The organism is Marinobacter xestospongiae, assembly GCF_023156385.1.
Taxonomy (GTDB): domain Bacteria; phylum Pseudomonadota; class Gammaproteobacteria; order Pseudomonadales; family Oleiphilaceae; genus Marinobacter; species Marinobacter xestospongiae.
This window is the reverse complement of the sequence record NZ_JAKZAK010000018.1, coordinates 67,140-88,280: the sequence shown is the minus strand read 5'-3', so window position 1 is coordinate 88,280 and position 21,141 is coordinate 67,140. Positions and strand designations below refer to the sequence as shown.

General features: G+C 62.0%; 18 protein-coding genes. 7 read left to right on the top strand and 11 right to left on the bottom strand.

All coding sequences use genetic code 11. The features are described from left to right. Positions 1–6 precede the first annotated feature (6 nt). The 3 genes from MLD24_RS13865 to MLD24_RS13855 all read right to left on the bottom strand — a co-directional run bounded on the left by MLD24_RS13865 (position 7) and on the right by MLD24_RS13855 (position 2,522). Positions 7–681 (bottom strand): hypothetical protein, encoded by a 675-nt coding sequence (locus MLD24_RS13865; RefSeq protein ID WP_248167217.1) that lies wholly within the window; start codon positions 679–681, stop codon positions 7–9. 91 nt (positions 682–772) lie between these two features. Next, positions 773–1,339: a phosphatase PAP2 family protein gene (locus tag MLD24_RS13860; RefSeq protein WP_227172116.1), complete on the bottom strand. Its 567-nt coding sequence runs from the start codon at positions 1,337–1,339 to the stop codon at positions 773–775. Then, positions 1,308–2,522, bottom strand: coding sequence for a glycosyltransferase family 4 protein (locus MLD24_RS13855; RefSeq protein WP_227172115.1), 1,215 nt, complete (start codon positions 2,520–2,522; stop codon positions 1,308–1,310). The genes MLD24_RS13860 and MLD24_RS13855 overlap by 32 nt, the downstream gene beginning before the upstream one ends. Positions 2,523–2,934: 412 nt before the next feature. Between MLD24_RS13855 and MLD24_RS13850 the strand changes: the two genes are divergently transcribed. The 3 genes from MLD24_RS13850 to MLD24_RS13840 all read left to right on the top strand — a co-directional run bounded on the left by MLD24_RS13850 (position 2,935) and on the right by MLD24_RS13840 (position 6,140). Next, the gene (locus tag MLD24_RS13850) at positions 2,935–3,252 is read left to right on the top strand and encodes a hypothetical protein (protein WP_248167214.1); all 318 of its coding nucleotides are present in this window, start codon (positions 2,935–2,937) and stop codon (positions 3,250–3,252) included. A 210-nt stretch (positions 3,253–3,462) separates the two neighbouring features. Continuing rightward, the gene (locus MLD24_RS13845) at positions 3,463–5,682 is read left to right on the top strand and encodes an acetyl-CoA hydrolase/transferase C-terminal domain-containing protein (RefSeq protein WP_248167212.1); all 2,220 of its coding nucleotides are present in this window, start codon (positions 3,463–3,465) and stop codon (positions 5,680–5,682) included. Beyond that, positions 5,682–6,140 (top strand): FKBP-type peptidyl-prolyl cis-trans isomerase, encoded by a 459-nt coding sequence (locus MLD24_RS13840; protein ID WP_227172112.1) that lies wholly within the window; start codon positions 5,682–5,684, stop codon positions 6,138–6,140. The genes MLD24_RS13845 and MLD24_RS13840 overlap by 1 nt, the downstream gene beginning before the upstream one ends. Positions 6,141–6,161: 21 nt before the next feature. On the opposite strand, the gene MLD24_RS13835 is transcribed toward MLD24_RS13840, so the two are convergent. Both MLD24_RS13835 and MLD24_RS13830 read right to left on the bottom strand, forming a co-directional pair. Next, positions 6,162–6,962: a lysophospholipid acyltransferase family protein gene (locus MLD24_RS13835; RefSeq protein WP_248167210.1), complete on the bottom strand. Its 801-nt coding sequence runs from the start codon at positions 6,960–6,962 to the stop codon at positions 6,162–6,164. 35 nt (positions 6,963–6,997) lie between these two features. Beyond that, complete coding sequence (locus MLD24_RS13830; RefSeq protein ID WP_227172110.1) at positions 6,998–7,762, bottom strand: GNAT family N-acetyltransferase; 765 nt, start codon at positions 7,760–7,762, stop codon at positions 6,998–7,000. A gap of 392 nt (positions 7,763–8,154) precedes the next feature. On the opposite strand from MLD24_RS13830, the gene MLD24_RS13825 reads away from it, so the two are divergent. Both MLD24_RS13825 and MLD24_RS13820 read left to right on the top strand, forming a co-directional pair. Then, positions 8,155–8,892 (top strand): response regulator, encoded by a 738-nt coding sequence (locus MLD24_RS13825; RefSeq protein WP_248167208.1) that lies wholly within the window; start codon positions 8,155–8,157, stop codon positions 8,890–8,892. Positions 8,893–8,946: 54 nt separating this feature from the next. Next, positions 8,947–10,524: an ATP-binding protein gene (locus tag MLD24_RS13820; protein ID WP_248167207.1), complete on the top strand. Its 1,578-nt coding sequence runs from the start codon at positions 8,947–8,949 to the stop codon at positions 10,522–10,524. Between the two features lie 212 nt (positions 10,525–10,736). Here the strand turns inward: MLD24_RS13820 and glpD are convergent, their stop codons facing one another. Together glpD and MLD24_RS13810 are read right to left on the bottom strand one after the other, a co-directional pair. Continuing rightward, positions 10,737–12,302, bottom strand: coding sequence for a glycerol-3-phosphate dehydrogenase (gene glpD, locus MLD24_RS13815; protein WP_248167205.1), 1,566 nt, complete (start codon positions 12,300–12,302; stop codon positions 10,737–10,739). Positions 12,303–12,401: 99 nt separating this feature from the next. Then, positions 12,402–13,163 carry a DeoR/GlpR family DNA-binding transcription regulator gene (locus MLD24_RS13810; protein WP_248167203.1) on the bottom strand — a complete coding sequence of 254 codons (762 nt, stop codon included), beginning with the start codon at positions 13,161–13,163 and terminating at the stop codon, positions 12,402–12,404. Between the two features lie 99 nt (positions 13,164–13,262). Between MLD24_RS13810 and glpK the strand changes: the two genes are divergently transcribed. After that, entirely contained in the window at positions 13,263–14,744 is a 1,482-nt protein-coding gene (gene glpK / locus MLD24_RS13805) for a glycerol kinase GlpK (protein WP_248167202.1), read from the top strand. An 85-nt stretch (positions 14,745–14,829) separates the two neighbouring features. Here the strand turns inward: glpK and MLD24_RS13800 are convergent, their stop codons facing one another. Then, positions 14,830–15,897 (bottom strand): ABC transporter ATP-binding protein, encoded by a 1,068-nt coding sequence (locus tag MLD24_RS13800; RefSeq protein WP_248167200.1) that lies wholly within the window; start codon positions 15,895–15,897, stop codon positions 14,830–14,832. Positions 15,898–15,903: 6 nt separating this feature from the next. Beyond that, a complete protein-coding gene (gene argF, locus MLD24_RS13795; RefSeq protein ID WP_248167198.1) occupies positions 15,904–16,818 on the bottom strand; it encodes an ornithine carbamoyltransferase in 915 nt (304 codons plus the stop codon). 369 nt (positions 16,819–17,187) lie between these two features. On the opposite strand from argF, the gene grxD reads away from it, so the two are divergent. Then, positions 17,188–17,514, top strand: coding sequence for a Grx4 family monothiol glutaredoxin (grxD, locus tag MLD24_RS13790; RefSeq protein ID WP_227172102.1), 327 nt, complete (start codon positions 17,188–17,190; stop codon positions 17,512–17,514). Between the two features lie 109 nt (positions 17,515–17,623). Here grxD and MLD24_RS13785 read toward each other — a convergent pair whose 3' ends face one another. Together MLD24_RS13785 and MLD24_RS13780 are read right to left on the bottom strand one after the other, a co-directional pair. Further along, the gene (locus MLD24_RS13785) at positions 17,624–18,487 is read right to left on the bottom strand and encodes an energy transducer TonB family protein (RefSeq protein WP_248167196.1); all 864 of its coding nucleotides are present in this window, start codon (positions 18,485–18,487) and stop codon (positions 17,624–17,626) included. A gap of 47 nt (positions 18,488–18,534) precedes the next feature. Then, positions 18,535–20,754, bottom strand: a complete 2,220-nt coding sequence (locus MLD24_RS13780; protein WP_248167194.1) for a DUF1631 domain-containing protein — start codon at positions 20,752–20,754, stop codon at positions 18,535–18,537. Positions 20,755–21,141: the final 387 nt, after the last annotated feature.

The window sequence follows — 21,141 nt, the reverse complement described above, 5'->3', positions numbered from 1 at the left end:
TGATTGTCAGGGCTGACCCATGGTCTGTTCACGGGCCTGCTGCAATCGTTGTCGCAGGTACTGATCCCGGGTCAGGTTGCCCGGGAACGACTCCATCGCCATCACTTCCGCCACGATCGCCCGTTCCTGTGTCTTGTACTGATCAAACTGCGGAGTGGACTGGGACGCCCAGGCCTGCCGCTGTTGCTCGCCCTGTTGCCGGTAATGGTTCACCAGTGCCTGCGCCTGGCGCTTGCGCTGCTCCGGGTCGGCCTCTGTCAGATTGAGCAGCGCCAGCTTCACCATCAGTGCTTCCGGCGCACTGACTTCGCCGACCTGCTCATAGTCCGCCAGTTGTTGACGGACAGCCGCGGCCTGTTGCTGGCGCTGGCGGTCGGTCAGTGTATCGGCCTGGTCAAACAGGCTGCGGACCCGGTCCTGGAACGCCAGGCGATCACCCAGGGCCTGGGTGCGGGGATCGTTCAGCAGCGCCTGCTGTTGAGGTGTCAGTGGCTGGTCGGGCAGTTGCGGTGGCTGTGCGCCGGCGGCTGTCGACGCTGCCGGTGCAGTCGTAGCCGAAGCTGGCATTGATGCGGACGTCTCGCTAGCGAGGGGGGCGGGGGATTCGGTATGCCAGGTCCAGGCCAGCAGCAGGGCGCTGCCGCAGCCGGCCAGGGCAAGGGCGGTTAGGGGCATCTTCATGATTGGCACCTGGGGCGTCTCGATTCCTTGAAATCCGTCCCGCAAGTGTAGTCAAGATTTGCCCGGGTGCTGTTCCCGTGCGTCTTGGTACTCAACCAAACAGTGTCAGAAACGGTTCGGCCAGGCCGTGCCCTGCCAGCAGGCCCAGGGTCATGCCGATCAGGGCGCCGGCGGCGACATCGCTGGGGTAGTGCAGGCCGAGAATAACCCGGGATGCGGCCACCGACAGGGTAAAGGGCAGCAGCAGCCATGCCAGGCCCGGTAACAGTACGGCCAGCAGGGTATTGAAACAGACCGCGTGCAGGGTGTGGCCGGATGGGAAGCTGTAGCGGTCCAGTGGCGGCGTCCCGCAATTGATGGTGGGGAAGGAGATAAACGGCCGCTCCCGGATCAGCCAGCGCTTGAGGCCCTTGTACAGCAGGGTGCAAGTCAGCCCGGTGGCCACCATCAGCAGGGCGATGGCAAGGCCCTGTTCCGGTGCCAGCAGGGGCAGGGTGAGAATCAGTGCGTACCAGAACCAGCCGTCGCCCAGGCGGCTGACCACCTGGAAGTAAGTCTGTACCGGGCGAAAGCGTAACGACCGGTTGATGGTCTGGCAGAGGGCGTACTCGCGTTGGTCGACCGCGTCAAAGAAGCGGGATGCTCTGCTTGATGGCATGATATTTGGCCCTGTGTTGCTGGTTCAGTACCAGTTGTTCGAACTGTTCGATCTGGGAACTCCAGTTCAGGTCCAGCGCGTCGAGACGCGCCTGGGCCCGCAGCCGGCTCAGCAGGGTCGGCTGGTCCACCAGTTTTAGGGCGGCGTCGATGAAACCGTCGTCGTCATTGAGGTCGGCCTTCATGCCGTTGCCCTCGTGGCGGATGTGCTCGCTGGCGGCGGCATCGTCATAGGCCACCACAGCCAGCCCGCTGGCCATGGCCTCGGTGACCACGTTGCCGAAGGTATCGGTCTTGCTGGGGAACAGGAAAATGTCTCCGGAGGCGTAGTGCCGGGCCAGATCCTCTCCCCGCTGCATGCCGCAGAACAGGTAGTCAGGATGGCGTTCCGCCAGCCGTCGCCGCAGTGGGCCATCCCCTACCAGTACGAACTTGCTGCGGGGATGCAGGTTGCGGATACGCTCAAAGCAGGCGGTGGCCATCTGCAGGTTCTTCTCCGACGCCAGCCGGCCCACGTACAGCACAACCCGATCGTGTTCGCCCACGCCCCAGTGCTTGCGCAGCGCCATGTCCCGCTTGTGGGGAGCAAAGCGGTGACAATCCACGCCCCGGCTCCAGAGACCGGTCGGGTTCACGCCCATGGCCTGTACCATCAACTGCATCTTGCGGGTTGGTACCAAAGTAACTGAGGTGCGGTTGTGGAACCAGCGGCCGTAGCTGCACAACAATTTTTCCAGGAATCCGGCGCCGTAGTAGCGGCTGTAGGTGTGGAAGTTGGTGTGAAAACCGGAACTGACCGGAATGCTGAGCTGACGTGCGGCGTTGACCGCCGTAACCCCCAATGGCCCCTGGGTGGCCACGTAGATGGCGTCCGGTCGCTGCTCCCGCCACAGGTTCACCAGACGGCGACTGCGGGTGACACCAAAGCGCAGGTCTGGGTAGCCCGGCAGCGGCAGGCCGGTCACCACCTGTTCCGAGGTGAACAGCGCCTGGCCAGCACTGGCGACGGCCCCGGCCTGCTCGTGGCGCTGACGGGGGCGCACCACCGAGACCCTGTGCCCTTGCTTCATCAGCCCCTGGCAGAGGTGTCTGAGGGTGTTGGCCACACCGTTGATCTCCGGAGGAAAGGTCTCAGAGACGATGGCGATGTGACGGGGGCGGGTGGTTTTCGGTGTATCTGTCATGCGCTTACCATGCCGGTGGTTCAGGCGGGTGATGGTTGTCCAGGCCAAACCGGGACTGGTCAATCTTTCACCGTGTTGTCATTCACTATGGGCGTCCAGTGTGACAGTCGCGAGACACTCCGGTGACATTCTGTTTACCCGCCAGCCCTTGCCATACGGGGCCTGGAGCGACATGAAACGGTTCTGAAATCTGGCTGTTGGATACTGTTTTGCCGCGTTGGATGCCGGCCCGGCATCCGTCTGGTTACAGTCTGAAATAGAACCACTGCAGTCGGTGACCAAGTGCTTGCCAATTCACTACAGGAAAGCGAGGCAAGTGTGCTCTTTTTCACAGATATCCAACGCGTCTGGATTAGACTTTAGGCGTAACAAAACCTACAATTCGAACCGTCAATTAATAGCTAGGCTATACATGGTCATTCGTCTGTTTCTCGCCTTACTGGTACTCAACATGCTTGCGTTCGTCGTTCGCGCCGAAGCTGCCGACGCCGTTGAGTTGAACAAGGAGCCGCGACCCGACAATGTCTATCTGCTTCAGGAGCAGATGTCCGGCGACTTTGAACGAGACAACACGGATGCTGTCACCGAAATTGGTTCCCGGCTGCTGAGCCTGAGCCTGGTCAGTCGCCAGGACCAGGGCCGCCGCTACGCTTCCGAAGCGATCCGTCCGGATCACGGCTTGGCACTGCTGGAAGAAGGGGCCTGCCTCAACTTCAAGTGGAACTTCTGATATCGGCGTTCACTGACCACGGACGGTTTCGCTCAGCCTGTTCTTCCTGATTTCCCTCCCTGCTTTACCCCTACTCGTTTTTTCGCCGCCGCTGTGACTGCGTAGCAACACCAGAATTGACCTGTTTGCCCTGACCGATCGCATTGTCTGGGGGTGTGGATCGTGTGATGATCGCAACCATCCGGCGAATCGCACGAAAGGGAGACAGCGATGGCAGAAGGGCAGCAGAAGAGGGCGCCGTTGGTTTCGGCCGATACGGAAGCGTGTGTTGATGCAGTGATCGAGCGGGTGGGACGGGACATTGTCCTGGGGCTGCCGCTGGGTCTGGGCAAACCGGTGCTATTCGCCAACGCGCTCTATCGGCGGGCGCAGCAGGATTCCACCCTGAACCTGCACATTGTCACCGCCATCTCGATGCTGGCCCCGCGGGGGGCGTCGTCACTGGAGAAACGCTTTCTGGACCCCTTTGTCCAGCGCCTCTACGGTGAGATTCCAGAGCTGGAGTACGCCCGCGATGTGGTGAATCGGTGCTTGCCAGACAACGTCAGAGTTTCCGAATTCTTCTTCAAGGCTGGCAGTTTCCTGGGAGACCGGCAGCAGCAACAGAACTATGTCTGCACCAACTACACCCACGCCGCCCGTGACCTGCTGGCGATGGGAGTCAATGTGGTGGGGCAGATGGTGTCTCCCCATGACGACCCGGAGCAACCGCTGGTCAGCCTGAGTTGCAACCCGGACCTTTCCCTGGACTTGTTACCGGCATTCCGTGAGCGCGCCGAGCAGGGGCAGCCCGTGGCTCTGGTGGCGGAGCTCAACCGGCAACTGCCGTACCTGGGGCGGGACGCCGAGGTGCCGCTGTCGGAATTTGATCTGGTGCTGGACCATAAAGCCTCCGACCACCCCTTGTTTCCGGTACCGCAGATGGCCGTTAGCCTGGCAGACCATGCCATCGGGTTTTACGCCAGTACCCTGCTGCGGGATGGTGGAACCCTGCAGGTAGGCATCGGGTCGCTGGGAGCCGCCCTGGTTCACAGCGCGATCCTCCGTCATACCCGTAATGACGCCTGGCAGGCGCTCTACCGTCGTATCCATGTCGCCGGCCGCCAACCGGCGGCGGTGCGTGACGGCGGCACTGGCCCCTTCGAGCAAGGGCTGTACGGCTGCAGCGAGATGATGGTGGACGGCTTTGCGCATCTGATGAAAGCCGGGGTGCTGAGCCGTGAAGTGTACGACCACGCCGGGCTGCAGGAGCTGGTCAACGCCGGCGAGCTGGAACCCACGGTGTCACTGGCCACCCTGGATACCCTGCGACAGGCAGAGCTGATTGACTCGCCCCTGCGTGCCCGTGACGTGCAGTGGCTGCAGCGTTACGGCGTGCTGCACGAAGACGTGGTGTTCAAGGGTGGCCGTCTGGTGGTGCGTGACTACACCCTGGAGCCGGACCTCGACAGTGATGAGGCCCGGACCCGGCTGGCCGACCTGGCCCTGGGGGACCGCCTGCGCGGTGGCGTGGTGATGCACGGCGGCTTTTACCTGGGGCCGGCGGACTTCTATCAGGCCTTGCGGGAGTTGACACCGCAACAGCGTGAGCGGATCTGCATGACCAGCGTCAACTACATCAACCACCTTTACGACCATACCTTTGGGAATCAGCGACTGAAGGCGGCCCAGCGTCGGGACAGCCGCTTCATCAACTCGGCGATGATGTACACCCTGGGCGGCGCGGCGATCTCGGATGGGTTGGAGGATGGCCGAGTGGTCAGCGGTGTTGGCGGGCAGTACAACTTTGTCGCCATGGCCCACGAACTGCCGGGTGCGCGTTCGATTCTGACCCTGCGAAGCACCCGCACCAGTGCCGGCCAAACGGTCTCCAACATTGTGTTCAGCTACGGCCACTGCACCATTCCCCGCCACCTGCGGGATCTGGTGGTCACCGAGTACGGCATTGCCGACCTGCGGGGGCGCTCCGACCAGGAGGTCTACCTGGAGATGATCCGCATCGCCGATGCCCGGTTCCAGCCGGAGTTGCTGAAACAGGCCAAGAAGGCCGGCAAGGTGGCGGCGGATGTGGAGCTGCCCGAAGCCTGGCGCCAGAACACGCCGGAAGCGCTGAAAGCGGCCTTTACCCCGGAGGGCGGCGAGAACCTGTTCCCGGCCTTCCCGTTCGGCTGTGATTTCACCGACGAGGAGCTGGTACTCGGCAAAGCGCTGAAGCATCTGAAAGCCGCAACGGCAAGCCGGCGTGGTAAACTCGCGACCCTTTGGCAGGCGCTGAAAGCCTCGGAGTCGCAACCGGCGCTGCAGCCCCTGCTGGAACGCATGGGCCTGGAGTCTCCCACCACCTGGCGGGAGAAGCTGGATCAGCGTCTGCTGATCCTGGGCCTGACACAGACAGGCGCGGTCAGCGCCCTGGAGACCAAGACATCGTAATGCAGAAAACCGCCGTCTATACCGTACATTACCGGCTCAAGAACCCAGTCGGGGAAGTTGTGGATACCTCAGAAGGAGGTGAGCCGCTGCGTTTCCTGATGGGCAGCGACAACGTCATCAAAGGCATTCAGGAAGCGGTTCGTGATCGCGGGCCAGGCGACTGTCTGGAAGTCACCATTCCACCCGCCATGGCCTACGGTGAACACAACCCCGAGCTGGTGCGCAAGGTTGCGCGATCCGCCTTCGAGGGCATTGAGGACCTCAAGGTGGGAATGAAGTTCCAGACCAACACCGGCGAGGAAGCGCAGGTGGTGAAGGTGGTGGCGATCGATGGCAACCTGGTGAAAGTGGATGCCAACCACCCGCTGGCGGGGCTGACGCTGTATTTTGATCTGGAAATCATCGACCGTCGTGAGGCCACCGAGGCCGAACTCGAGGCCGGCCACCCGCTGACCTGATTCCGGCGTTGCCGCCCCGTCTCAGGGCACCATCGCCGACCCGGCAGCCCCGGCCTGGCCGCTGGCCTGGAGACCGCCGGCCTGGTGGATCTGGCGCAGGCCATCGGCGACGGTCTGCTGCAGTTGGGCGGCAACCGTTTCGATGTCGCTGTCCTGGCTGACCGTAACCGGTGGGTGGTAGATCACCGCCACTTCCACCGCCGGCTGGCGCAGCATCCGCAGCAGGTGGGTGTGGAAATCATCGTCGCCGATGAACGGCGCCAGATGATCCGGCAGGCCATTGCGCAGATAGCCTATGCTGATGGGCTGCAGCGGCCGGCCGCTTTCCACCGCCGCTTTCAGCAGCCGGCCATGGAAAGGCAGCACGGTCAGACCAGCGGTGGTGGTGCCTTCGGGAAACACCAGCACCGACTGGCCGGCGTTGAGGGTGCGGGCAATCTCCTCCCGGCTCTGGCCGGCCTTGCCGCGTCCACGCTGAATGAACAGCGTGCCGGCCTGGTGGGCCAGCCAGCCAATCACGGGCCAGCGTCCCACCTCGGCCTTGGACAGAAACCGCAGCGGCGCCAGTCCTCCCAGCACGGGAATGTCCGACCACGAGATATGATTGCTGACAAACAGCGCCGGGGCCTCGGCAGGCTCGCCCCGATGGCGCAGGCGGAAGCCCAGGCAGCGGCCGGCGCCGGCAAAACAGAAGCGGGCGTAAGGCGTGCGGTCCAGGGGCCGGCGCAGGCACCACTCAGTCAGCGATACCGCTACCGCCACCAGAGCGGTGAAGCCCAGAAACAGCACAAACAGCAGTAACCGCACCGTCAGTCGAATCATGCCCATATTGGCTCCTCCCTTGGTTCCGGATGACGTCAGGCCTTGGCCTTGCGCATGAAGTGGCGGCTGTAACGATCCGCCAGCCTGTTCACTTCCAGCATCACCAGCAGATCGGCACAGCGGAAGTCCGGGTCCCAGCAGGGCTCACCGCAGACCCGGGCGCCCAGGCGCATGTAGGCCTTGATCAGTGCCGGAGGCTCCACTGGCCGGTCTTCATTGATCGGATGGGTGAGATGCGGCAATTCACGCTTGGGCGTTACCCGGCAGCTGTCGTCGGCGAGGTACTCCTGCTGCAGGTAGCGAGCGATCCGCCAGGCTTTCAGACCGCCGTCAGACATGCCGATGCTGGCGCAGCCAATCAGGTAGTCGACCTGGTGGGACACCAGGTACTCCGCCACCGAGGCCCACAGCAGGCTGATGGTGGCGCCGTTACGGTAGTCCGGGTGAACGCAGGTACGACCCAGTTCGGCAACCGTGCCGGGCAGCTGGTAAAGGTTGTCGAGGTGGAACTCGCCCTCGGAGTAGAAACCGCCGGCCTGGTCGGCGCTGCTGCGGTGCAGGATGCGGGTGGTGGCCACCAGGTGGCCGGTGTTCTCATCGGTGACGATCAGGTGATCGCACCATTCATCGAACTGGTCCGCATCCAGGCCTGGCGTGCAGCTGCCAAGGTCGGAGTCGTATTCCTTGGAGAAGACGTCGTAACGCAGCCGCTGGGCGGCTTCGACCAATTCCGGCTGGCGGGTGATCACGGTCTGCAGTCGACGTGCCGAACGAGGTGCGCGAGCGGTTTGTACGGTCATGGCGTTGTCTCTTTGTTTCCATTTTCAGACAAGGCTATGAAGCGGCTGTGACAGCGGGATGACTTGGTGGTGACGGGACTGTGACATCCGGATGGGCTGTGATCGGGGTTCCGTTAATGTCACTCGGTGTAACGTTTTCCCGGTTCCATGTATATTTCTGAATAGCATGTATAATTGCTGTTACAGGGCGTTGCCTGTATGGTTTTAGAACTTACTTGAGGAGCCTGCTGCCAGGCTCTGAGCCATGAACAGCTGTTCCGGGAATGAGACAATCTGGCCCGGAATGACCTGTGCAGTCTTTGGATGTCACCGGGGTTCCGGGCGAGTCCGGGACACCACAATAAACCGGGCCCACGATTCACGAGAGCCCGTTCCGGAAATCAATATCAGAGATGGATGGCGTGGAACAGACGAATGAAAGTTGGCGTATCCTCATAGTTGAGGACGACGAACGGCTGGCGGACCTGACCCGCGAATACCTGGAAAGCAACGGGTTGACGGTCGCCATAGAGACTCACGGCGGACACGCGGTAGAGCGTATCCGCAATGAGCAGCCGGATCTGGTGGTTCTGGACCTGATGCTGCCTGGCGAGGATGGTCTGTCCATCTGCCGGCGGGTGCGACCGTTCTTCTCCGGCCCCATTATCATGCTGACAGCACGCACCGACGACCTCGATCAGGTCCTTGGCCTGGAGATGGGCGCCGACGACTACATCGGCAAGCCGGTCCAGCCCCGGGTGCTGCTGGCCCGCATCCGCGCGTTACTGCGCCGGGTGGGTGAAAACAGCAACAATGGCGCTGAGGCGGAAGCGGGGGAAGAGCCGGTAAGGCTGCAGTTCAATGATCTGGTGGTCGACCGCTCGATGCGTGAGGCCTGGCTGGATGGTGCCAGCATCGATCTCACCAGCGCCGAATTCGACCTGCTTTGGCTGCTGGCCAGCAGTGCCGGCCGGGTGCTCAGCCGGGAAGAAATCTTCACCGCGCTGCGGGGAATCGAGTACGACGGCCAGGACCGCTCGATCGACGTCCGGGTGTCCCGTATCCGGCCCAAGATCGGTGATGATCCGGTTCATCCCCGGCGCATCAAGACCGTTCGCAGCAAGGGCTATCTGTTTGTAAAGGAAGCCTGATTGATACCGACAGCGCCGGCCGGAGGCCGGCGTTCCTGCCCCGGGTTGGTCCCCATGCCCCTGAAGTTTTTCCTCAAGTTGTACCTGCGGCTGCTCGGACTCACCGTTGTTGTGCTGCTGCTGTGTTATGGCCTGTTCTCCGGCATTAACAGTGTCCGCCTGCAATCCTGGCAGGAGCAGTACCCGGAGCCGCTGTTGCGATGGCTGGCGGCGTTGCCAAACCCTCAGGACTCCTACCACTGGCTTGGCCAGTTACACGACTTCCGGGTGGTGCCACCTGAAAACCTGACGCTGTCATCGGTGACCCTCGAGCGCTTGGGGTATGGCCAGGTGGTGGCCCTGGAAACCAGTCTCGGGTGGCGAGTGCTGGTACAGGGGCATCACGGCATGGTGCTGGAACTCCAGTTGCGGGACAGCTACCGGGAAGTGGCCGAGTCGATGGCCTACATTGCCCTCGCGCATCTCAATCAAAGCCTGCCGGAACAACGTCAGGAGGTAATGGCGCGGCTATCCAAGACCCTGGCGATCACCCTGGCCCCGCTGGACGACGACGCCATGCTGCCAGCCGACGACGTGCTGGCGCGGGTGTCTGAACGCGGGCTGGCGTTCTACCGGCCTCACGATGACAGTGATGCGGCCACCATCCTGCTGCGATTGCAGGACGGCACCCTGGTAACCCTGTCTCTGCCTGCGCCGTTTGACCCCTGGCACTGGGGCGTGTGGATGCTGATGCTGGTGCTGGTGTCCGCCGTGCTGGCGGCGGCCCTGTGCCTGCTGATGCGGGATGTAGACCGTAACCTCCGGGCGGTGGAATCGGTGGCGGTTCGCATCGCCCGTGGTGAGTTGGGGGCCCGGGTTGACCAGAACGGCAGCAGTCAGGTCTCCCGTCTGGCCAACGCCTTCAATGGCATGGCGGAGCACATTCAGCGTTTGGTCGGGGTGCAGCGGGAGATGATTCATGCGGTGTCCCATGAGCTGCGCACCCCGGTGGCCCGCATTCGCTTTGGGGTACAGATGCTGGATGGCTGTAACAACCCCGAGATGTTGCAGAAACAGCTCGACGGTATTGATGGCGACATCCAGGAGCTCGACGAGCTGATTGATGAAATCCTGACCTACGCCCGTCTGGAACAGGGTGGGCCGGTGTTCACCCTGGTGGAAACCTCGGTAACGGATATTGTCCGGCAGGTGGTGGATGAGCAGCAGCTGATCCGCCCGGAGACGGTGATTGAATCGGACATTCCCGAGGCGTCGGAACGCTGGGCGCTGTCAGACGTGGAGCCACGGCATATTCACCGGGCGATCCAGAATCTGGTGGGCAATGCCGCCCGTTATGCCGATGGCAAGGTGCGGGTGGTCTGCCAGCTGGATGAGTCCAACTGCCGGATTGATGTGGAGGACAACGGCCCGGGCATACCGGAAGAGGACTGGGAGAAGGTGTTTACCGCTTTCGCCCGGCTGGATGACAGCCGTACCCGGACGTCCGGCGGCTATGGTCTGGGGTTGTCCATCGTTCGTAGAATTCTGTACTGGCATGGTGGCCAGGCGTTTGTCAGCCGCAGCGACGATCTCGGTGGTGCGAAGTTCAGCTTGGTATGGCCCCGCAAGAAGCCGGTGGACTCACTTCTGTGACGGCTGTACCGCTTAATCACCCGTTGTAACAAAGGGATACACAACCTCCACTGATGGCCGGGGCTGAAGCAGCGATACTGACAGTGTAAGGGATGACTTTTGAGGTTGTAGTTCTTACGAACTTTCCTTGTTTCATTCGTCATTTTAAGGGCTGGATCTTTCCAGCCCTTTTTTTATGGCTGTTTTTCACTGAGCGTTCGCCGGACGGCGTCCTAGCCGCACTGATCATGGGGTTCGGGAGCAGCGCTTTCGCCCTGATGATTCGCCATCCACAGCCCCAGCTTGTCTACCTGCTCTGTGGTCAGCCGCAGTCCCAGTTTGGTCCGGCGCCACAGTACATCCTCCGGCGTTCTGGCCCACTCCTGGTCCATCAGGTAAGTCACTTCACGCTCATACAGCGTATCGCCGAAGTGCTCGCCCAGTGCCGTCAGCGTCTGCCGGTCTCCCAGGAAGCGAATCGCCAGCAGGCCATAGCTGCGGCTGAACCGGCGGATCATGGCGTCCGGGAGTCCCGGGTAGAGACTGCGCAGGCACTCCAGAATTGCCGGTCGGGTATGAATCTGGCGGGTGGCGCCGGGCAACGCCAGTGACTCCGTACGCGAGGCGGCCAGGGTGGGGAACCAGGGCCGCAGCTTTTCCACCGCCGCCAGCGCCAGCTTGCGATAGGTGGTGATCTTGCCACCAAAGATGCTTAACAGCGGCGCCTGTTGCGGGTCGCCCTGAATCTCCAGAGTGTAGTCCCGGGTGATGGCGGATGGATCGCTGGATTCGTCGTCCAACAGTGGGCGCACGCCCGAGTAGCTGTGGACGATGTCTTCCCGCGCCACCTGGTGAATGAAATGCCGGTTGACCACCGCCAGCAGGTAATCGATCTCTTCGTCGTCGATGGTGACGTTGCCTGGATCTCCCTGGTATTCCTTGTCGGTTGTGCCGATAAGGTTGAAGTGGTCCTCATAGGGCAGCACAAAGACAATCCGCCGATCACTGTTCTGGAGGATGAAGGAGCCCTCCTGGTCGATAAAGCGCGGCACCACGATATGGCTGCCCTTGATCAGCCGGACGCGATGCGGGCTGGGTTGTTCCAGGGCGTCATCGAACAGCTTGGCAGCCCAGGGACCGCTGGCGTTCACCAGTGCACGGGCGTACACCGTCTGGCGTTGGCCGGAGCGGGTGCCCGCCAGCGCCACCGACCAGAGCGCCTGCTCCGCCAATCGCCGGGCTTCAACGCAGCGGGTATCCCGCAGAATTCTGGCGCCCTGGTTACGGGCGGCCTGGGCATTGGCCACCACCAGGCGGGCGTCGTCTACCCAGCAGTCTGAATAGCTGTATCCCTTCCGGATATCCGGAGCGAGGGGGCCTGTGCCGTCAAATCGAACGCTGCGGGAGCCTGGCAGGGTATCCCGATTGGCCAAGTGATCGTAGAGAAACAGCCCCGTGCGGATCATCCAGCCTGGTCTCAGGTGTGACTGGTGGGGCAGGGTGAAGCGCAACGGGTTGACCAGATGGGGGGCAATGTTCAGTAGCACTTCCCGCTCTGCCAATGCCTCCCGCACCAGGCGAAATTCGTAATGTTCAAGATAGCGAAGGCCGCCGTGGATCAGCTTGCTGCTGGCTGACGAGGTGGCGGAGCCGAGGTCGTGCTGTTCGCACAGTAGCACCTTGAGTCCGCGGCTGGCGGCATCGGCGGCGATACCGCAGCCATTGATGCCGCCGCCGATCACCACCAGGTCGTAAGTGTCGGTAACCGTGAGAGGGGGCGCTGAAGCGTTGGTGGTCATCAAAATTCTACCCAAATATTCGTTTTCGAAAATGATTTGAGCGAATTTTAGGCGTTTTTAGTCAATTTCATCAAGTTAAACTTTCGTTTCCGAATGGGGTCAGTTCGCAATAACCAGCTTTACCCCCGCTTGAGCGATGACATCGCTCAGTCGCTGGTGGGGGCGGCTGTCGGTAAACAGGTGGGTGGCCTGGGAGATGTGGCCGAGCCGGATCATGGCGTTGCGGCCGAACTTGGTGTGGTCGGCGGCCAGGTAGACCTGACGGCTGTGTTCAATGATCGCCTGGGCCACCCGCACCTCCTGGTAGTCGAAGTCCAGCAGGTCGCCGTCGCCGTCAATGCCACTGATGCCGATGATGGCGATGTCCACCTTGAACTGGCGCACGAACTCTTCCGTGGCTTCACCAATGACACCTCCATCCCGGTTACGGACCATGCCTCCGGCGATGATGACGGTGAAATCGTCGCGACTGCAAACAATGCTGGCCACGTGCAGGTTGTTGGTGATCACTGTCAGTCCCTGCTTTTCCAGCAGAGCCTTGGCAATGGTTTCGGTGGTGGTACCGATGTTGATAAACAGCGAGCTGTTGTCCGGCACCCGTTCCGCGATGGTGGCGGCGATGCGCTGTTTTTCGTCCAGATTGCGGATGCGGCGTTCGGCGTAGGCCAGGTTACGGGTACTGGCGCTGAGCCCGGCGCCGCCATGGTAGCGGCGCAAACGACCGGCCTCGTCCAGGGTGTTGAGGTCGCGACGGATAGTCTGCGGTGTGACGTTGAAGTGTTCCGTCAGAGCTTCGATGGTCATGAAGCCCCGCTCTCCAACCAGTTCGACGATCTGTTCGTGACGGGCGTTAAGGGTCATTGAAAGGGTCCGTTCTGTGACATGGGTGCCGGTTTTTGGCTAGGCTAGCGATAACAGCTTCATTATAATTTTCGTTTTCGAAAATAAAAGGATCATCCCATGCCCACCTATCTGCTGGCTATCGATCAGGGAACCACCAGTTCCCGGGCCATCATCTTTGAACGACAGGGGAAGACCGTGGCGGTCGCCCAGCAGGAATTCCGGCAGTTTTTCCCCCGCGATGGCTGGGTGGAGCACGATCCCCGGGAGATCTGGGAAAGCAGCCTGGCCGTGTGCCGTGAGGTACTGGCGACGGCGGGGCTCGAGGCCTCTCAGCTGGCGGCGGTGGGCATCACCAATCAACGTGAGACTACAATTATCTGGGACCGGAAAACCGGTGAGGCGATCCATCCGGCCATTGTCTGGCAGGATCGGCGAACCGCCAATATCTGTGCCGGCCTGAGGGCCCGGGGACAGGAGAGCAGGGTTGTGGAGCGTTCCGGACTGTTGATCGATCCTTACTTTTCCGCCACCAAGATTGCCTGGATTCTCGACGAGGTGGAGGGCGCCCGTGCGCGGGCCGAAGCCGGGGAGCTGGCGTTCGGGACCGTCGACACGTGGCTGCTGTGGCATCTCACCGGCGGCCGTTCCCATCTGACCGACGCCACCAACGCCTCCAGAACGGCGCTGTTCAATATTCACCGGCAGGAGTGGGATGATGACTTGCTGCGCCTGTTCCGGGTACCTCGGGCGTTGCTGCCGGAGGTTCGCGATTCCGCGGCAGACTTTGGTCAGGTGGATGCCGGTTTGCTGGGGGCCGCTGTGCCGGTCGCGGGCATCGCCGGTGATCAGCAGGCAGCTCTGGTGGGACAGGCCTGTTTTGAGCGCGGTATGGCCAAGAGCACTTACGGTACCGGTTGTTTCCTGATGCTCAATACCGGGACTGAGCCGTTGCGGTCGGAGAACCGGTTGCTCACCACCGTTGCCTACCGGTTGCAGGGGCAGGCCTACTATGCCGTGGAGGGCAGCATTTTTGTTGCCGGTGCCGCCATGCAGTGGCTGCGGGACGGGTTGCGACTAATCGATCACGCCAGCGAGTCCACCGCGCATGCCGAGGCTGTCGGGGCCGAGAACCCGGTGTACATGGTGCCCGCTTTCACCGGGCTGGGCGCTCCCCACTGGGACCCCAATGCCCGCGGTGCCATTCTCGGGCTGACCCGGGATACCGGCATTGCCGAACTGGTGACGGCCGGTTTGCAGTCGGTGTGTTACCAGACCAAGGACCTGATCCGGGCAATCCAGAACGACGGCGCCCGGCTGCAGGAGTTGCGGGTGGACGGTGGCATGGCGGTCAATGACTGGGTGATGCAGTTTCTCGCGGACATTCTCAATGTGCCGGTGGACCGGCCGCGGATTACCGAAACCACCGCCCTGGGTGCGGCTTACCTGGCTGGCTTGCAGGTGGGGGTGTACCAGGGGCTGGACGACATCGCCGAGCTGTGGGAGCGGGAGCGGCGTTTCCAGCCGGCAATGGCCCCGGGCTTGCGGGAGTCTCTCTACGCCGGCTGGGAGGATGCGGTGGAGCGGGTGCGCCACCATTAGTGCCTGTTACGCGGGTAGTGCCTGTTAAGCGGGGACCACGAAGGATCTCTCAAAACGCCGGCCCCTGGCGCAGAGGTTTTGGGGCTCAGCGTTCGAAGGCGATCAGGTGCTCCGCTTCGACCCGTACCGGTACCTGCTCGCCCAGATGGAAATCCAGGTGGCTGCGGAACAGGGCGTCGAACTCGGTGTCCTCGGAAACGCGGAAGCGATACAGAGTGGAAGTGCCGGCGAAGGTTTTCTCGATGACCCTGGCCGTCAGCTCGGAGTTGGCGTCGTAGACGATGTCATCGGGGCGGATCAGCACATCCAGCAAGGTGCCTTGGGGCCAGTTATAGGCCCGATTGCCTTCAATAACGCCGAGTTCCGACTCAATGGTGTCCGGGCCCAGCGCCCGCCCGGGCACAAAGCCGCCCTGGCCGACGAACCCGGCGACGAAGCGGTTGGCCGGTTCGTGGTAAAGGTTGTAGGGAACGTCCCACTGCTGGATCTGACCGTCTTTCAGTACCGCGACCTGGTCACACATGGCAAAGGCTTCCTGCTGGTCATGGGTGACCAGAATGGCGCTGATGCCAAGGCTTTTGAGGATTTCCCGCACATCCAGGCTGAGGCGTCGCCGCAGGTCGGCGTCCAGGTTTGAAAACGGCTCGTCCAGCAGGATCAGGGTGGGTTCTGGTGCCAGTGCCCGGGCCAGGGCGACCCGCTGCTGCTGGCCACCGGAAAGCTCGTGGGGGTACTGCTGGGCCAGGTCCTGCAGGTGAACCAGTTCCAGCAGTTCCCGCACTTTGCGTTCCCGTTCGCCGGCCGCGAGCTTGCCGAGACCGAAGCCGACGTTGGCGGCGACGGTCAGATGTGGGAACAGTGCGTAGTCCTGGAACACCATGCCAATCCGTCGCTGCTCCGGAGGCAGTGCCCGGCCCGGCAGGCTGATGGTGCGGCCATCGAGCCGGATTTCGCCGGCGCTCAGGGGCAGGAAGCCGGCCAGTGCTCGCAGGATGGTGCTCTTGCCGCAGCCGCTGGGGCCCAGCAGGCAGCCGATGTCACCGTGGCCGAGGGCAAAGTGGATCGATTTGACCACGGCGCCATTGTCGTAGCCGCAGGCCAGATCGTCCACTTCCAGCAGCCAGGCGTTGTCGCCGCGATGCTTGTCGGTCATGGAAGATCAGTCCAGGGTGCCGAGAATCAGGAATTCCAGCAGGGCTTTCTGGGCGTGCAGGCGGTTTTCAGCCTCGTCCCAGACTACCGAACTGGGGTGCTCCAGCATCCCTTCGGAGATTTCTTCGCCCCGATGCGCCGGCAGGCAGTGCATGAACAGGGCATCCTTGTCGGCAAGCGCCATCAGCTCGGGGTTGACCTGGAAGCCGTTGAACGCGGACTCCCGTGCCTGTTGTTCCTGCTCCTGGCCCATGGAGGCCCAGACGTCCGTTACCACCAGGTTGGCGTCACGGCTGGCTTCGCACGGGTCTGGGCAGACGGTCACCCGCTCGCCGGCCTTGGCCAGCAGCGCGTTGTCCGGCTCGTAGCCGGCCGGGCAGGCGATGCGCAACTGGAAGTCAAACTGGATGGCGGCGTTGATGTAGGAGTTGCACATGTTGTTGCCGTCGCCGATCCAGGTCACGGTGCCGCCCTGAATGCTGCCCCGGTGCTCGCGGTAGGTCTGCATGTCGGCGAGCAGCTGGCAGGGATGGTAATCGTCAGTCAACGCGTTGATTACCGGGGTATGGGATGCGGCGGCAAAGCGCACGGCGGTGTCGTGGGCGAAGGTGCGGATCATCACCGCGCTCACCATGCTGGAAATCACCCGTGCTGAATCCTCAATCGGTTCGCCTCGGCCCAGTTGGGTGTCCCGCGGAGACAGGAACAGGGCTGAGCCTCCAAGCTGGGTCATGCCAGCTTCAAACGAAACCCGGGTTCGGGTAGAGGACTTTTCGAAGATCATGGCCAGCACGCGGTTCTTGAGGGAATCGCGGGTTTTGCCCTGGCGCCAGGTGTCGCGCAGGTGGCTGGCATGGTCCAGCAGATCATTGAGTTCGCTGGGTGACAGGTCTTCGAGGGTCAGAAAGTGTCTTACTGCCATGTTGACGGCCCTTGTTGGTTCCCGGAGGCATCGGCCCGGGCGTGCAGGTTCGGCCCCCTGGTGGTCCTGAGTCAAATAGCAATAGAGGCCGGCGTGCACGTTAGGCACCGGCCATGGCCAGGGGGACTTAAGGGGGATTCCATGGTGGCCCATTCCTGGGCAGGTTTCAGAGTCTATCCGGTAACCCCGGGGAACACAATGCGATGCTCTGGCGGGATACCAGCGCAGCCGATTCGGGGTTAATCGGAGGCTCGCTTGGTGCTGGTTCTGGTGGGTGTGTACAATAGAAGCAAATCCGCCGGTGTTGGCGCTGAGACCGCTCAGGTCCGTGGCGTCACATCGGCCCGAAGTGAATGATGAGGAGTGTTCATGGATATCAATGAAACGATCAAAAGCCAGTTGGATGAGAACCCGATCATCCTGTATATGAAGGGCACTCCCCAGTCGCCCCAGTGTGGCTTTTCCGCCCGTACGGTGCAGGCCCTGATGGCGTGTGGTGAGCGGTTTGCCTTCGTGAATATTCTGGACAATCAGGAGCTGCGTGAGGCGCTGAAGGTCTACTCAAGCTGGCCCACTTACCCGCAACTGTATATCAACGGTGAGTTGGTGGGTGGCTGCGACATCATTCTTGAGCTGTCCGAGAGTGGTGAGCTGGAAACCATGGTCAAGGCTGCGTCAAAGCAGGCCGAAGCCTGAGAGATCCCCATGGGCCGGGCGCTGCCTGGCCCATCTCTTTTCCCCCGTCTTGCCGACAGCCTCCTGTCCCGTCTGGTGGCCTCCGGGCCTGATTGCCCTTCCTTGTTGTTCAGAGCCGTTCTGGCGTAAACACGATCTTCACCCGAAACCGGTTGCCCTGCTGATTTCCGCTCGGCGGAGCCGGGTAGGGGCTGGCGTTCAGTGCGCCGCGGTAGGCTGCCCGGTCCGCCAGATCGTTGCCGGAGGACTGGGCGACGTTTGCCGCAATCAACGCCCCGTTGTTCAACAGGTTCAGTTCCAGCTCCACTACCATCAGGCGATCCGTCCGCACCTGCAGGTATTGCCGCGAATGCTCGGAGATGCGGCGGGCCAGGGCGGCTTCGTAGGGCGACTGCTGGGTAATGTCCCCCAATTGGGTAATGGTCGCTTCCGGCTCGCTGGGCGTCGCAGTCGGGCTGGTGGTTGCGGTCGAGGGTTGTGAGGGTGTTGCCGGAGCGGAGGCTCGGCTCTGGCTGGCGCTCGGCGCTGGCGCAGATCGGGGGCTGCGGGTCGATGTCGCCGGTTGCCGTTGAGGTTGAGTGGGCGGCGTCGGCGGCGACGTGTCTTTGGGATTGCTGTCGCTGGTTTGCGTTTGCTCAGATTGCGGCGGTGCTGCGGATGATGAGGCGGCGCGAGTGGTCACGACGGTGGCTGGCCGGCTTGGGGCGGTGTCGGCAGCGGTGTCTCTCGGTCGCGCGGGTGCTGGCGCCAGCTCCGGTGTTGCTGGAGTTTCCTGTGCCGGTTCGAGAGCGGGTGTGGCCGGTTGCGGGGTGGCCGTCAGGGTGACCTGCAGGGTCCGCAACTCGGGAATGGTCGGTGTGGTCACCGGAGGCACCAGGGTGGCCACCAGTGTGTGCAATAAAAGGGCGATCGAAACCGCCAGTCCAATCCGGTAATTGGCCGGAAGGACGGTGTGGCTGGCGGTGTCAGACATTGAGGTAACGATACTCCGAGTAACTGCTCATCGTAACCAGTGAGTGTTCAGGCCTGGGCGGTATGGCCCCGCAACGAGCCCACCACCGCATCCAGTGCCCGGTCGATCAGGGCGCCCTGTTCCAGTACGGTCAGTCGGCCCCGTTGCAGTTCGCGAGCAAGGTCGAGCCGGGATTTCTCCACCACTTTCAGGCCCATACGGTTGACGAATACGAAGCTGTCCGCTTCTTCGATGATGGCCGTAAGCTTGCAGCGGAAGCGGGCGCCATTGACCAGCCCGAACTCCACCCAGGTCCCGATGGTGAGTCCGTCAATCACCGTCACATGCTCGGCGAGTGCCGCGTCGTCCTGAGTGGCCTGCTGGGTGGTCTCGCTGGGCTCCGGCTCGGTGGCCTCGGGTTCCTCCCGGCTCTGGCCGCGGGCTTCGGCGAGGGCGTGGGCGCGGAACGCCTCGGTCAGCTCATGCTTGAGCTCCCCCATCATGTCATCCAGCTTGCTGGAATTGTAGGACACTTCCTCCAGACCGGCCCGAAGTGACTTGAGGAGCCCGGGCACGACCCGGACCCACTGATCCCGGTCGTTGTCATCCTGTTGTGGGTGCAGGCACCAGATCAGGTCGTCCACTACCCGAACCACGCTGTTCCAGCGGTTCTCTACGTCGTTGCGCAGGTAAGCCAGAAACATGACCCGACTCCAGCCGTTGGTCAGGATGTCTCGCACCGTGTCCGGTATGGGCTGATGTGACAGCTTTTCCTGCAGCAGTTTGTCGACCGTCTCCTGGGCCTTGCGGGACTTGATCCGCCCACGCTCTGACTCCCGGGTGCGCTGTTCGACCAATGATGCCTTGCGGTTTTCCCGCGCCAGGAACTGGTCGAACTCCTCGCCCAGCTGTTCAAACAGGCTGATGTCGCCCTCGAACTCTTCCAGAATCCGCAGCACGATGTTATGGATCTGTTCGTAGAGTTTGTCGCGGCTCTTTTCGTCGCTCTCACTCCAGCCTATGCCGGCTTTGGCCAGGGCATTAAGCAGCCGTCGGGCCGGGTGGGTGGCTTTGCTGAAGAAGGATTTGTCCTTGATCACCACCTTGAGAATGGGGATCTGCAGTCGACTGATCAGGACCTGGATGGGCGCCGACAGGTTGTAGTCGTCGAGGATGAACTCGAACAGCATCGACACCAGGTTGATCAGATCCTCGTCCATCTCGTTCAGTGCCGGCTTTTTCCCTTCCGCCGGTTGAGTGTGGCTGAGCAACTGTTCCATCACCTGATGCAGATCCAGCACCACGGGTTCGCCGGCACTGAGGTTGCGATGGCCCAGATCCCGGGGCGGCTGTTGCAACTGGTTCATCAGCTGGAACAGTTCGCTGGTGCCGATGACCTGAATGGTGGGATCGGCGGCTCTGGGCATCTGGCCGCTGGCGGCCCGGTGCCGGCCAAGCAACTGGCGGATCTGCTCGAACAGAACCTCGTCTTCGTACTGGGAGGCGCTGTCACCGGCAGCCTGCTCACCCACGCTCTCCGGGGAGCGGGCGGTGCTGGCACTGGTGGCTGTCGAGGTGCCAGAGGTCTTGCTGTGATAGCGGAAATTGGGAATCACGCCGGCCTGGACCAGGATGCGATTGGCTTCATCCAGCAGCATGCCCAGGTTGGACACCACGTAGCGGTCAAACTGCTTGAGGACAATCAGGCGTTCCCGGATCTGGATTTCCAGCACCTGGGCGGCTTCGACAAACGCGGCGCACAGCAGCTCCGGCGCCAGGGGGTTTACAGGTGCGTCATCGTTGGCGCCGGGGTAGACGCTGGAAAAACGGGTTTGCAGCTGCAGCAGTGGCCCCTGGAAATGAGCGCGGGACTTGCTGACCATGGCGTTGAGCGCAACCTGCTCTTCCAGCTCCTCATTCTGAACCAGGGACAGGGAGTCGGCACTGGACTGTTGCTGCCCTTCGGGCTGGCTGAAAGGTGTGGCGCCAATGCGGGATGGGTGGTTGAACAGTTTGACCACTGCGCCCTGGAAGTGCTTTTCGATACCCTTGCGCTTGATACGGATTTCGCGCATCGCTTCGAAATAGCGGTTTTGCTCATTGTTGCTGCGGGCGTTGTTGGCCAGCTCGAACAATGAGTCGTCAACGGCGTCAAACGCGCCCTGCAAGAGATCTCCCAACCCGGCAGACACCGTATCGCGAATGCGAACAACCTCGCTGGGCAGCCCGTTCTGGCTGCCGGCGTCCTTGCGCTCGTGGAGATAATGTATGCCGGACTGCTTGTTCATGGCCGACTCCTGTTACGCCTCAACCGGATACATGACCGAGCCGAACTGCTTCGTTTATGATTATTGTGGTTAATCTACCGCAATTCCCGGCCTGGTAAAATGACCGAAAATACACCTCTGCGGTCTGTCCGTGGTCGTCGTCGTGGCGAACAGCACACCGCTGAGGACCTTGGATCAGCCGCGGGGGAGAGCGATGAATGGGTGTGGGCGTCAGTCGGTGACGGGCCCGGCCATCATGACCATGGTTGGGACTCCGCAACACAGAAGCGGATTGGCGATGGGCCAGTCCTGGACTCATGGAACGCACTCCAGTTCTTATTATAGGGAACCTCAGCTTCAATTTCGTTCAGAGTCTTCGCCAGGTCAAGTAACGGGTTAAATGATAAT